This is a genomic window from Granulosicoccus sp. 3-233, assembly GCF_052681095.1.
Genome location: NZ_JBQYLE010000001.1, coordinates 796098 through 809620, shown reverse-complemented (window position 1 = coordinate 809620; position 13523 = coordinate 796098). Strand labels below are relative to the sequence as shown.

The 13523-nt window shown below is 58.6% G+C and carries 9 protein-coding genes; 3 read left to right on the top strand and 6 right to left on the bottom strand.

What is annotated here, in order from left to right; genetic code table 11:
- Position 1: 1 nt before the first annotated feature.
- Positions 2–1228, top strand: coding sequence for a bifunctional alpha/beta hydrolase/OsmC family protein (locus tag ACUNV4_RS03480; RefSeq protein WP_430877104.1), 1227 nt, complete (start codon positions 2–4; stop codon positions 1226–1228).
- Between the two features lie 101 nt (positions 1229–1329).
- Here ACUNV4_RS03480 and ACUNV4_RS03475 read toward each other — a convergent pair whose 3' ends face one another.
- A complete protein-coding gene (locus tag ACUNV4_RS03475; RefSeq protein WP_430877103.1) occupies positions 1330–2223 on the bottom strand; it encodes an ABC transporter ATP-binding protein in 894 nt (297 codons plus the stop codon).
- Positions 2224–2459: 236 nt separating this feature from the next.
- On the opposite strand from ACUNV4_RS03475, the gene ACUNV4_RS03470 reads away from it, so the two are divergent.
- Complete coding sequence (locus tag ACUNV4_RS03470) at positions 2460–4244, top strand: GGDEF domain-containing protein (protein WP_430877102.1); 1785 nt, start codon at positions 2460–2462, stop codon at positions 4242–4244.
- Between the two features lie 36 nt (positions 4245–4280).
- Here the strand turns inward: ACUNV4_RS03470 and ACUNV4_RS03465 are convergent, their stop codons facing one another.
- From ACUNV4_RS03465 to ACUNV4_RS03445, 5 genes are all read right to left on the bottom strand, one after another.
- A complete protein-coding gene (locus ACUNV4_RS03465) occupies positions 4281–5084 on the bottom strand; it encodes an ABC transporter permease subunit (RefSeq protein WP_430877101.1) in 804 nt (267 codons plus the stop codon).
- A gap of 49 nt (positions 5085–5133) precedes the next feature.
- Positions 5134–6624, bottom strand: a complete 1491-nt coding sequence (gene lysS / locus ACUNV4_RS03460) for a lysine--tRNA ligase (RefSeq protein WP_430877100.1) — start codon at positions 6622–6624, stop codon at positions 5134–5136.
- A 139-nt stretch (positions 6625–6763) separates the two neighbouring features.
- Positions 6764–7862, bottom strand: a protein-coding gene (gene prfB / locus ACUNV4_RS03455; protein WP_430877099.1) for a peptide chain release factor 2 whose coding sequence is annotated in 2 segments (ribosomal slippage) — positions 6764–7786 and positions 7788–7862 — 1098 coding nt in all. Because the reading frame shifts where the segments join, the coding sequence is not laid out codon by codon here.
- Positions 7863–7901: 39 nt separating this feature from the next.
- Complete coding sequence (gene recJ / locus ACUNV4_RS03450) at positions 7902–9650, bottom strand: single-stranded-DNA-specific exonuclease RecJ (RefSeq protein ID WP_430877098.1); 1749 nt, start codon at positions 9648–9650, stop codon at positions 7902–7904.
- The gene (locus ACUNV4_RS03445; RefSeq protein ID WP_430877097.1) at positions 9647–10831 is read right to left on the bottom strand and encodes a hypothetical protein; all 1185 of its coding nucleotides are present in this window, start codon (positions 10829–10831) and stop codon (positions 9647–9649) included. The genes recJ and ACUNV4_RS03445 overlap by 4 nt, the downstream gene beginning before the upstream one ends.
- 175 nt (positions 10832–11006) lie before the next feature.
- On the opposite strand from ACUNV4_RS03445, the gene ACUNV4_RS03440 reads away from it, so the two are divergent.
- Positions 11007–13139 carry an FAD-dependent oxidoreductase gene (locus tag ACUNV4_RS03440; RefSeq protein WP_430877096.1) on the top strand — a complete coding sequence of 711 codons (2133 nt, stop codon included), beginning with the start codon at positions 11007–11009 and terminating at the stop codon, positions 13137–13139.
- Positions 13140–13523 lie beyond the last annotated feature (384 nt).

Sequence of the window (13523 nt, the reverse complement as noted above, 5' to 3'; positions counted from 1 at the left end):
AATGCCAGCCAGACGCAAATTCGAATTCACGGGATCACAGGGTGCCCCCCTGGCCGCCTTGCTGGAAACCCCCGATCAGGAGCCCATTGCAACGGCCCTGTTTGCGCACTGCTTCACCTGCGGCAAGGACATTGCCGCCGCCTCACGAATTTCCCGGGCACTGGTCAAACGAGGTTATGCGGTGATGCGCTTCGACTTCACGGGGCTGGGTAACAGTGACGGTGACTTTTCCAACACCAATTTTTCATCCAATGTGCAGGATCTGGTTGCTGCAGCCGATCACCTGCGTGCCGACGGCCTCGCGCCATCGCTGCTGATCGGCCACAGTCTGGGCGGAACAGCCGTTCTGACCGCCGCACATGACATCCCCGAGTGCAAGGGTATAGTCACCATCGGCTCGCCCGCCGATGCTCGCCATGTCTCGGCACAATTCTCCTGCGACATCGACACCATAGAGCGTGAGGGCGAAGCACAGGTAAACCTGGCTGGCCGCCAGTTCACCATTCGCAAGCAGTTTCTCGATGACATCAATCAGACATCGGAGGCTCATATTGCCCGTCTTAAGGCAGCACTGCTGATCATGCACTCCCCGATCGATGCCACCGTCAACATCGCCGAGGCCGAGCGCATCTACAAGGCAGCTCGGCATCCGAAGAGTTTCATCAGCCTGGACAATACCGACCACTTGCTGACAAAGGCTGCCGATTCCGAATATGTCGCCGACATGATTGCTGCCTGGGCCCTGCGCCAGGTTCGAGTATCTGCCGACAACCTTGCACCTGCCCGCCCGAAGGTCAGCAAGGGCGAAGTCAGCATCAGCGAACGCAATCGCAAGTTCATGCTGGATATCCACACCGACGACCATCAATGGATAGCCGACGAACCCAGCTCGCTTGGAGGCAACAATGCAGGTCCGGATCCTTACGAACACCTTCTGGCATCGGTGGGCGCCTGCACGGCAATGTCGCTGCGCATGTATGCAGGACGCAAGCAGTGGCCACTGGACAACGCCGAGGTGGTTCTGCGGCACAGCCGGGATCATGTCAAGGATTGCGAAGACTGCGATGAAAAACCCATGCAGATCGATGTCATCGATCGTGATATCACGCTGCACGGCGAGCTTGATGATGGGCAGCGGCAGCGACTGATGGCAATCGCCGATCGCTGCCCGGTGCATCGTACACTGACCGGCAATCTTTCGATCAGAACTCGCGAGGTTCCCGCCTGAGGCGTCCGACGAACTCTGTGCACCTGCTGCAGTATTTGACTCGGACAGCGCAAGACATCACGACGCTCGAAGCTCGAATCACAGACGCTCCTGTTCGAATATCAGGATTGACCGTATAGCCTCTCTTCCAGTGACTTGCCGCGGCTCATCAGGCGGTAGCGCCATTGTCGCTCATTGAGCAGCTGCATGAGTGCCAGACTTGCACTCATATCGTCGTGCGTCTGAATCAGATAATCACCCTGCGCACTGCGGCTCATCTGCCGGATGTCAGGCAGGGATGCTGCCGCTTCCAGAAATTCGTTCGAGGGCACATCAACCAGACGCAAGGTAATGAAGGATTGCGCTGAGTCATCCACGACCGGGCCGACTGAAATCAGTCGTCCCCTTTCCAGATACACCACCGTACTGCACAGCCGCTCCAGTTCATCCAGATTGTGCGAGCTGACGATGAATGTGGTGGCGCCGGACTCTTGGCGAATCAGATCGCGGATCATCTTGGCATTGGGAGGATCGATCCCGGCAGTCGGTTCATCCAGCAGAACCAGCCGCGGCGCACCCAGCAAGGCCTGGGCAATGGCAATACGCTTGCGCATGCCGTGGCTGAGTTCCGACGGCCTGGTATCGATGGAATCCAGCAGATCGACCGTTTCCAGTACTCGCTGTACATCCAGACGCGCAGCCTTTGCCGACATTCCCTGCAACCGTGCAAGAAAACGCAGTTGTCGACCGACACCAAGTCGTGGATCCAGCAGGGCATCCTGCGGCAGGGCTGCCAGTTGCCCACTCAAGGCAGAAGAGCCGGGCGACTCACCCAGAACCCGGATCTGACCGGCACTTTTGCCTATGAATCCACAGATCAGACTGATCAGTGTGGTCTTGCCTGCCCCGTTGGGACCGACCAGTGCAATCGGTTCACCAGCACTCAGGCTCAGGGATACATCCTCCAGCGCCTGTTGACGGCCATAGCGCTTGCCCAGCCCCTGACATGTGATCAATGGTTCATTCATTCCGGAATTGTTACACGGGCTAAGTTTCAGCGGGCAACTGCCGATTCATTGACAAAGGAAATTGACACAGATCAATGGGTGCAAGATCTCCAGACAGGTCGATCTGATCCCAGCCTCTCCCCTTACCGGCTCGCTGGATGACAAAGATATATCAATGGTGCAGAAAAAGCTTATCGCTGCGAATCAGAGGCAAGCTCATTTTCAGCTTCAGCGTGGCAATCATCGTGCTTCTGTCCGCGCTCGGCTCAATCACCTATCTGACCTTCAAGGATTCCATCGGCGCCAGCAAGAAACGCATTGCCGAATTGACGCTGCAAAACCATATCCTGGGATTCCACGACCTGGTGGAGAAACTGCAGCACGATATCGGTGACACACTGTTTGCATCGGACCTCGGTTTTTCGACAGGCGCTATCTCGGAGCTGGAGGAATCGCTGGCAGCCAAGACCGAATCCAGCCCCTATCTGTCCGATTTCATGCTGGTCAGAGACGGTACGGTCATCTCCAGAGTCGATTCCCCTAACGCGATCCGCTTGCAGGCGGCACTGAGCGATCCCCACACCGCCGCGCACCACCGTTTGCACCACGGTCTGCTGGTAGCCGGCCATCAAGCCTGGGTTCGAAAGACCTTACCCCTGGAAATGGGTCCCGGCATGGCAGCGTTCTTCAGCCTGGATCAGGAGCACATCTGGGAAACCATTCTGCATGAGAATTCTCGCGAAGACGGCACCCTGTTCTTCGTGACAGATCATTCGGAGCTGATCGTGGCACACCTGGAAACGGGTGAACACCTGACCCACACGGCAGACCACGAAGGAAGCAGTCACAGTGCTCCCCGAAGTCACCACGACGCGTCCGATCACGCAGAAGACAGCCATGATTCGGAGTCCCTGCATGACCATGAACCAGAAGGCCATTCCGAGTCGGCCGAACACGGCGAAAACCCGGTCGAGTCGCATTCCGATGACGCACACGACGCACACGACGCACACGACGCACACGACGCACACGACGCACACGACGCACACGACGCACACGACGCACATGATCATGAAGCACTGAAGCAACTCATGAGCGATGAAACGAAGCTGCTGGATATCGCTCAGTACATGGCCGGGCACGACAACGAGCTGATGAAGGTGGGTGCCAACTATATCGTCTGCAGCGAGCTGGGGTTGCTGAACTGGCATGTGTTTTCCGTCATGCCCGAGAGCATCTTCATCGCCGATCTGATCAAACTCCGGAACCGCATCATCACCGCCACTGCGCTGACTTTCTGGATCGCACTCGGAATCGTGCTTCTCGTTGCACATCGCATATCCAGTCCGATCATTTCACTGTCCAGTGCGACACGCGGCATACAGGAACATGATTACTCGACGCCTCTGAACATCGTGCGACGCCATGACGAGATCGGCGATCTGGCCAACAGCTTCGAGACCATGCGACAGGACATTGCACAGCTGATCCACAACGACGCACTCACCGGCGTCTTCAATCGCCGCTACCTGTTGAAAGCCCTGGCCGAGCAAGTTGCCGAAGGTTTGCAGGCCGATGAACCACTCTCCTTCATCATGATCGACCTGGACCACTTCAAGTCCATCAATGACACCCATGGCCATGTCGCCGGGGATACCGTACTGAAGGCTGCGGCTCTGGCCATTGCCCGGGCGGTTGAGGGTATCGGCATTCTGGCCCGTTACGGTGGTGAGGAATTCTGCGTGCTTCTGCCTGGCACCGCGGGTACGCAGGCTCAAGAGATCGCCGAGAACATTCGCCGCGCAGTGGAAGCGGTCGAGATCGTGATGGACGATCAGCTGCTGTCAGTCACCTGCAGTCTGGGTATTGCAGAGATCGGTAGTATTCAACACTATCCACGGCTGGCACAGGACCAGCTGATCAGGGTACTCACCACCAATGCCGATCTGGCCCTGTACCACGCCAAGGACACCGGCAGGAATCGCAGTGTCGTGTTCTCCAGCCAGCTGATGATCGACAAGGCTGCCTGAGGGTGACCGCAACGCTGGCGTCGCTGAAATCAGCTGTTACAGATCGCGCCGCCACATCAGCGTGCCGCCAATCAGCAGCAGCACGATGGTATGCAGAACGGGTATCAGCGCATAGTCCAGGGTCTGCCAGTCCGCCAGACGCAACAACTGACCGACCTGCGAACCCGGCAGAATCCAGTCAAGCAGAGCCAGGGGTCCGAACCGCGCCTGCAGATAACTGATCAACAGAGAAACGCTCAGCCACACCACCATGGCATACAGCGTTGCCTGCCGTGCCGAACGCGCCATCACCGAGACCCAGGCCATCAGCGCGATATAGGGTAATACCAGCAGAATCAGATTGATGATGATCAAGGGAGCTCGGGCCAGCGATGCCGTCATGAATTCCCCCGAATTTCCGGCAATCACCAGCAGCACGGTACCCAGGGTAACCAGAATCAGCAGCGCCATGATCACGCACTGCCCGAGAAAACGTCCCAGAAAGATCTCCAGCCTCGAGCAGCGCAGCACCAGAAAACGCAGGGTGCCACGACTGCGATCGGAAGCCGTCTGATCGGCCGAGGTCAGCAATGCCATGAAGGGCAGCAGATAGAGACTGATGGCCCAGTAGACCGCCAGTTCCGGAGCGGGCCACTGTTCCCAGGCGCTCAGTCCCAGCCGAGGCAGCAGAATCTCGCTCAGGCCCGACTCCCGAGCTCCCGCGAAGAAGGCTGCCGCCGGCAGGATCCCGTAGCTCAGAACCCCCGCCCAGATGAGTGCAAAGCCCAGCAGGGACAACAGCCCCCGGCGTGTGGACAACAATCGCAGGATCTCGTCCTGAGCGATGGCAAGCGTTCTCATGTCAGGCGCAAGACTCCGGACAGCCTATCGATAGTACAACCCGAAACCCTCAGGCTTCCGGTCGCATGTGCGGGAACAGGACCACATCACGAATACTGGGAGAACCGGTCAACAGCATGACCAGTCGATCGATACCGATCCCCTGCCCGGCCGTTGGCGGCATACCGTATTCCAGAGCACGGATATAGTCGGCATCGTAATGCATGGCTTCTTCGTCACCGGCATCCTTGTCGGCCACTTGAGAGCGGAATCGTTCGGCCTGGTCTTCAGCATCATTGAGCTCGGAGAAGCCGTTGGCGATTTCACGTCCGCCAATGAACAGCTCGAATCGATCGGTCACGAAGGGGTCATCATCGTTGCGGCGCGACAACGGTGAGACTTCCATCGGGTAGAGCGTGATGAAGGTGGGATCCATCAGATTCTCTTCCACCGTGGCTTCGAAGATTTCGGTCTGTACCTTGCCCAGACCCCAGTTGGGTTTGACATCGATGTGCAGCGAGCGCGCCAGTGCAGAGGCACTCTCCAGACTCTGCAACTGCTCGGCCTTGACTTCCGGGTTATGCGCCAGAATGGAATCGAACAGGCTCAAACGAGTAAAGGGCTTTTCGAAGTCGAAGGTCCGATCACCGGTTTCCGACGGTATCTGCAGATTGCCCACCACGTCCCTGGCCAGACCTCGGAACAGGACTTCGGTCATGTCCATCAGATCGATGTAATCGGCATAGGCCTGATAGAACTCGATCATGGTGAACTCGGGGTTGTGTCGCGTGCTCAGACCTTCGTTGCGGAAATTGCGGTTGATCTCGAAGACGCGATCGAAGCCGCCGACCACCAGACGCTTGAGATACAACTCCGGTGCAATTCGCAGATAGAGATCCATATCCAGCGCATTGTGATGCGTCACGAACGGCTTGGCTGCGGCACCGCCCGGAATCACGTGCATCATCGGCGTTTCCACTTCCAGATAATCGCGCTCCAGAAAGAAGTTGCGGACGTAGGCAATGATGGCTGAACGCAATCGGAAGGTGCGCCGGGTCTCTTCACTGGTCATCAGATCGACATAGCGCTGGCGATAGCGCGTTTCCATGTCGGACAGACCGTGGAATTTCTCCGGCAAGGGACGCAGTGACTTGGTCAGCAACTGGAACTCCTGCACCTTGATGGACAGCTCGCCGGTCTTGGTGATGAACAGCACGCCACTGACGCCCAGGATGTCGCCCAGATCCAGGTGCTTGAACCGTTCATACGATTCTTCTCCCAGGGTGCCCTGATGGAAGAACAGCTGAATTGAGCCACTGACGTCGTGCAGATCGGCAAAACTGGCCTTGCCCATGATGCGCTGTGACATCATGCGGCCGGCAACCCTGACACTGACAGCCTCTTCCGCCAGCGCATCCTTGGCCTTCTCACCGTGCTCGGCCAGCAACTGCGCCGCCTGGTGTGATGGCCGAAAGGTATTGGGAAAGGCATTGCCAACGGTACGCTGTTCAGTCAGCTTCGCGCGGCGCTGCTGAATCAGCTGATTGTCATCGTCACTCATGTTCGGGTCCGAAAAATCCTGTTGTATCGCTCTGACAGACCGTTGCCGCCAGCTCGGAAAGGTATTGATTGATGGGGCAGGCCCGCCTGCGTCTGAAGTCAGCGCTTCATGACGCAGACAGGGCCCGATGCAGACACCCCTAGAGGCCGGCCTTGAGACTCTCGGTCAGGAAGGCGGTGATATCGCCATCGAGTACCGCTTGCGTATTGCTGGTCTCGACACCGGTTCGCAGATCCTTGATGCGGGACTGGTCGAGTACATAGGAGCGAATCTGACTGCCCCAGCCGATATCCGACTTGCCTTCTTCCACCTGCTGCTGGTCGCCCTGGCGACGTTGCAGCTCGGCCTCGTAGAGCTTGGACTTGAGCTGTTTCATGGCCGTGGCCTTGTTCTTGTGCTGCGAACGGTCATTCTGGCACTGCACCACGATACCGCTGGGGGCGTGTGTGATACGAACCGCGGACTCGGTCCGGTTGACGTGCTGACCACCGGCACCACTGGCCCGGTAGACATCGATGCGCAGGTCGGCCGGATTGATGTCGATATCGATGTTGTCATCCACTTCCGGAGAGACGAACACGGCGGCAAAGGACGTATGACGACGACTACCGGAATCGAAGGGGCTCTTGCGTACCAGACGATGCACACCGGTTTCAGTGCGCAGCCAACCAAAGGCGTGATCACCTTCGAAACGAATGGTGGCGGACTTGATACCCGCCACATCACCGGGCGAGGCTTCGATCAGCTCGGTCTTGAAGCCCTGGCCTTCTCCCCAGCGCAGGTACATGCGCAGCAGCATCTCGGCCCAATCCTGAGCCTCGGTGCCACCACTGCCCGCCTGGATGTCCAGAAACGCCGGAGACGCATCGGCATCACCGGAGAACATGCGCCGAAACTCGAGTCTGGCCACTCGCTCTTCCAGACTGGCCAGATCGTCGGCAACCGCGGTGACGGTATCCTCGTCATCCTCTTCCCGGGCCATCTCCAGCAGATCGCCGGCATCGCCCAGCCCGGAGTCCAGAGCCTCGATGACATCGATGGTGTCCTGCAGGGAAACGCGTCGCTGGCCAAGCTTCTGGGCCTTCTCGGGATCGTTCCAGACAGCCGGGTCTTCCAGTTCGCGCAGAACCTCCTCTAGCTCTTCCTTCTTGCCTTCGTAGTCAAAGATACCCCCGGAGGGAGTCGGCACGCAGCCGCAGATCCTCGATGTGAGTGATGTAGGGATTGATTTCGATCATGTCTGTACGAAGTTGGACGTGGGAATACGACTGGGGAGTTTAACTCAATCCGGACGCTTCCAGATGATGAACGCGTAGCTGCATCTGTTGCCGATCACGCCAGACATTGACATCCAGCGAATAAATGGCCAGCAGGATGTCGCCGACCTCGGTGTCGAGACGGCAATTGAAGGCAATGGCATCGAGCACCTCCCCACCATCCAGACTCTCCAGCAGCAGTTTCAGATGCGCCTGGTCCTTGCCGACTGCCTGCTGCCGCCGTACCCGGAACCGATCGACAAACAACGGTGCCTCGAACTCCTGCCCCCAGGGCATCAGATTACCCAGCAGCAGAGCGTTGTCCAGCGTTCTCTCATCGCTGCCCAGCGAACCGTCCACCATGAATTCACGTTCCGGCAGTCGCTCGGCCAGCACCGAGCGAACTTCGGCTTCGAACAGTTCGCAGAAGGCTTCGAAGCAGTCTCGCCGCAGGGTCATGCCCGCCGCCATGGCATGGCCACCGAACTTCTCGATCATGTCCGGACGCCGGCTCGCGATCGATTGCAGGACATCACGAACATGCACCCCCTTGATGGAGCGTGCCGACCCCTTGAGTCGATCATCGCCATCAGCGGTGAAGGCCACACAGGGCCGGTGCAGTTTCTCCTTGATTCGACCGGCCAGTATGCCGATGACCCCTTCGTGCCAGTGCTCGTCGAACAGGCACACCGAAAACGCACTCGATTGCTGCCAGTCATCCAGATCGTGATCCAGCAACTGCTGCTCGGCTTCGCGTTTCATGTCGCCTTCGATGGCGCGCCGTTGCTGGTTGAAATCGTTGAGTTCGGTGGCCAGCGCCAGTGCTTCCCTGCCCGAATCGGTCATCAGGCAGCGCACCCCTACCGACATGTCTGCCAGTCGGCCCGCAGCATTCAGACGAGGCCCGATGCCAAAGCCGATATCCTGCGTCGACATGCCGACACTGTCCTTGCCAGCCACTTTCAGCAGGGCCTGAACTCCCACACGAGTACGGCCGGCCCGGATACGTCGCAACCCCTGCTCCACCAGGGTGCGGTTGACACGATCCAGTGGCACCACATCAGCCACCGTGCCAATGGCCACCAGGTCCAGCAGCCCCGCCAGATCGGCAGTGGCATGCGCATCGCCCTGCCGGCGCAACTGCGCACGAACGGCCAGGAGGGTGTAGAAAATCACACCGACACCCGCCAGATTCACCGCCGGGAATCGTGAGCCCGGCACATTGGGATTGACGATGGCGATCGCCGTCGGCAGGACCTGTGGCGCCAGATGATGATCGGTGACCACCACATCGATTCCCCAGTGCCTTGCCCGCTCGACCCCCTCCACTGACGCCACGCCATTGTCGACTGTCAGGATGAGGCCGGGCCGGTATTCCTGCTGCGCGACATCGACGATGCCGGGCGACAGCCCATAACCGAACTCGAAGCGTCCCGGTATCAGAAAGTCCAGTTGTTCAAAGCCAAGCATGCGCAGCCCCTGCAGAGCCACGCTGGTGCTGGTAGCACCATCACAGTCGTAATCACCGACGATCAGAACCCGTTCGCCGCTGTCGCGTGCTGCCAGCAGGCGTGCCACCGCGGCATCGATATCCGGCAGCAGGTCCGGCCGCGGCAGGTCGGCCAGCCCGAATTGCAACTCACCCGGGTCGGTGACCCCACGAGCGGCCAGCAGACGGTGTACCAGTGAATTCGGGTGAAGCTCATCCGGTAGCTCGGGAACCGTGCGCTGGCTTACCCGAACTCGCGCTGATGATATCTCCGGACTCATGAGCGTGAACCGGTCAGCCGGCGCCACAGCAGCGAAGCTCGCGTTGCCTGCCGCTTGATCACGGCTGACAATGCGGTCCCCTGTCTGGGCGCATCGATATCTCTGGCTTCAGCCATTTGCCGGAGAACCTGTGAATCAAGGCGACCGTGCATGCCATCCTCATCCAGAATATCCAGCGTGAGATTCTCGCCGTCTTGCACACGCTGCCGCCAGTTGTCTACCCATTCCTGCTCGATGCGCTGGCGCGCCTGCAGCACGCCTGCCTCATCCGCAGCCAGCATGGACCGCTCCAGTCGGCGATCGACGATCAGCACCTGTGATTCCAGCCTGGCTGGATCGAACGCGGCCAATGGTCGGCAGTCCAGACCGAGGTGCCGAGCCAGCTCGACGGCAAACGGCTCATCGGCGTGGATGCATGGGGCTGATCGAGTCGGATCGAGTGTCGTTGCATTTCTCCCCCCCGAATCTGCAGTTGCCAGTGGCATTTCCGTTCCGGAAGGTTCGGTAGTCATGATCGACGTCTCGCCCACTGTCGCGTCGGCGTTGTTCGCATACAAAGGTGCACCGCCCCAGAACCACAGACTGTTGATCGGCATCAGACCCCGCTGCTGTCGTTCCGCGTTGACCGGATGCGAGTGCAACAGCATCTGCAACTCGGTCAAGAGTCGCTTCCAGTGACCCGCTGCTTCACCTTCCGGCAGAAAAGCCGACGCATTGCGCTGGGACAGAAATTCCGGCGGAAACGTCAGCAAGGCACGACCGTCCCTGCCCCGCATGTACCAGTGAGCGGTATCCGTGCGCCACAGCTGCAGCTCATCCTCGGCCAGAAACTCGTTGATCGAGCCCAGCAAGGCATCCGCCTCGGCGTCACTGATCGACAGCATGGCCGCCGGCACCAGACTTGCCGTGTCACGATCCGCCCGCAAGTGGACTGGATCGGCACAGATCAGCATCGCCGGCTCTTTCTTGCCGGATTCGTGATCGATGTCGCGTTGCCTTCCCACCAGTAGTTCCGCGACCGGCAAATGGGTTTCGTTCCATTGATTCTGGGCAAGCAGTTTGCAGAATTGTGACTGCCAGGGTTGCAATGCCTCCTCATTGCTCCATCGCAGTGCACTTGTCGACGCATCACGCCCGAATCCGGGAGCCAGCAAAGTAACGTTGACGACAGGGCTTGCCATGGCAGGGGAACTCTTCAAAGGGGGAACACTCACAACTCAGCAATGTGGCTGCGCATTGCAGGCTTGCAACGGCCGTCACATCAACAGCGAATCGGCCGACCATCATACTCTGGTTAGTGCGGGCTCTTGTTATCAACACTAAACTCTTTCAACCGAACAGGACTATCACGCACCGATGCAGAATCGCAAGCTGTTGTTCGCGGCACTGGCCCTATGTGTGGCCGCCTTTTTCTTCTTTGATGTCGGTCGCTTCTTCAGCCTCGACTACCTGAAAAGCGAACAAGCCGCCCTTGAAGCGCTGTACGACTCTCGCCCATGGCTGGTCATCGGCGTCTTCTTTCTGGCTTATGTGGGAGTCACCGCTTTGTCCCTCCCCGGTGCGGCCATCATGACGCTGGCTGCCGGCGCGCTGTTCGGCCTGGTGACGGGCACACTGATCGCCTCCTTCGCTTCGAGCATTGGTGCAACTCTGGCGTTTCTGGTGTCCCGTTACCTGTTACGCAGCAGCATCGAGGACAAGTTCGGCGAGAAGCTGAAAACCTTCAATCGCAATATCGACAAGGACGGTGCCTTCTACCTGTTCACCGTTCGACTGGTGCCGGTCTTCCCGTTCTTCCTCGTGAACCTTGTGATGGGCCTCACCTCCATTCGCACAGGTGTCTTCTATATCGTCAGCCAGCTGGGAATGCTGGCGGGCACCATGGTCTTCGTCAATGCCGGTACTCAACTGGCGAAGATCGACAGCCTGAGCGGCATTCTTTCACCGGCCATCATCTTCTCGTTTGCCTTGTTAGGCATCTTTCCACTTGTTGCCAAAAAGGTAATCGACATGATCAAAGCCAAAAAACGCTACGACGGCTACACCCGCCCCGAAAAGTTCGATAACGACATCGTTGTGCTTGGCGCCGGCTCCGGCGGCCTGGTAACGTCCTACATCGGCGCTGTGGTCAAGGCCAAGGTGACGCTGATCGAAAAGCACAAGATGGGCGGAGATTGCCTGAACACCGGATGTGTACCGTCCAAGGCCCTGATCCGCAGCGGCAAGTTGATGCACAACATCAACCACAGTGACAAGTACGGCGTGCACAATGCCAGCGGCGAGATCGACTTCCCACGCACCATGCAACGCATCCACGAGGTCATTGCCAAGATCGAACCACACGATTCGGTCGAGCGATACACGGGTCTGGGCGTCAATGTCATCGAGGGAGAAGGCCGCATTACCTCCCCCTGGACGGTTGAGGTCAATGGTCAGACACTGACCACCCGCAATATCGTGATAGCCACGGGTGGCTCGCCGTTTGTCCCTCCCATTCCGGGCCTTGATCAGGTCGATTACCTGACCTCCGACAATCTGTGGGAACTGAAGACTCAGCCCAAGCGCCTGGTCGTCCTGGGTGGAGGCCCCATTGGCAGTGAATTGACACAGGCTTTCAGACGCCTGGGCAGCGAAGTCACCCAGGTGGAACGTGAAGGCCAGATCATGGGCCGAGAGGATGCCGATGTGGCTGAAATGGTTCGTCAGAGATTTGTCGCGGAAGGTATCCAGGTGATGGTCAACACCAATGCGGTCGGTGTCGAGGTCAATGGTGAAGACAAGCAACTGGTCTGTGAACAGGATGGCAAGACCATCAAGGTGCCCTTCGATGAGATCATTGTCGCTGTGGGTCGCAAGGCCAATACGCAGGGCTTTGGCCTCGAAGAACTGGGGGTAACCTTGACTGATCGCGGTACCGTGGCCGTCAATGACTATCTGCAGAGCGACTTCCCCAACATCTATGCCGTGGGCGATGTTGCCGGTCCCTACCAGTTCACTCATGTAGCGGCCCATCAGGCCTGGTATGCCGCAGTCAACGGCCTGTTCGGCATGTTCAAGAAATTCAGTGTCGACTACCGCGTCATTCCCTGGGCAACGTTTACCGACCCGGAAGTCGCACGGGTAGGCCTCAATGAAACCGATGCCAAGGAAAAAGGCATTCCCTACGAACTGACCACCTATGGCATCGATGATCTGGACCGGGCCATCGCCGACAGCAGTGACTACGGCGTGGTGAAGGTCCTGACCAAACCGGGCAAGGACAAGATTCTGGGCGTCACCATCGTAGGCGAACATGCAGGCGACCTGATTGCAGAATACGTACTGGCCATGAAACACGGCCTGGGACTCAACAAGATACTGGGCACGATTCACATCTACCCCACCCTGTCAGAGTCCAACAAGTACGCCGCAGGCGAATGGAAACGAGCTCACCAGCCTCACAAGGTGCTGGAATGGGTCGAGAAATTCCATGCCTGGCGTCGTGGCTGACCATGCAGCCCTGATTCCCGCTCCGTAGTAGTGAATCGTGTCAATACGGGGCCTGTTAACCGGCTTCGAACGATGGGTCCAGACGTTTCCCCTACCCTCTGAGGGCGAGTAGTTCATGCCGGATGGCTCAAGCCATCCGGTATCAGGCAGCGACTCGCTGCACAGGTGGCGCGGGCGGCACCACCACAGGCTGATCGCCGATTGCGAGCATCCTCACATCCTCACCCCCTCACCCCCTCACCCCCTCACCCCCTCACATCCTCACATCCTCACCCCCTCACCCCCTCACCCCCTCACCCCCTCACATCCTCACATCCTCACATCCTCACATCCTCACATCCTCACATCCTCACATCCTCACATCCTCACATCCTCACATCCTCA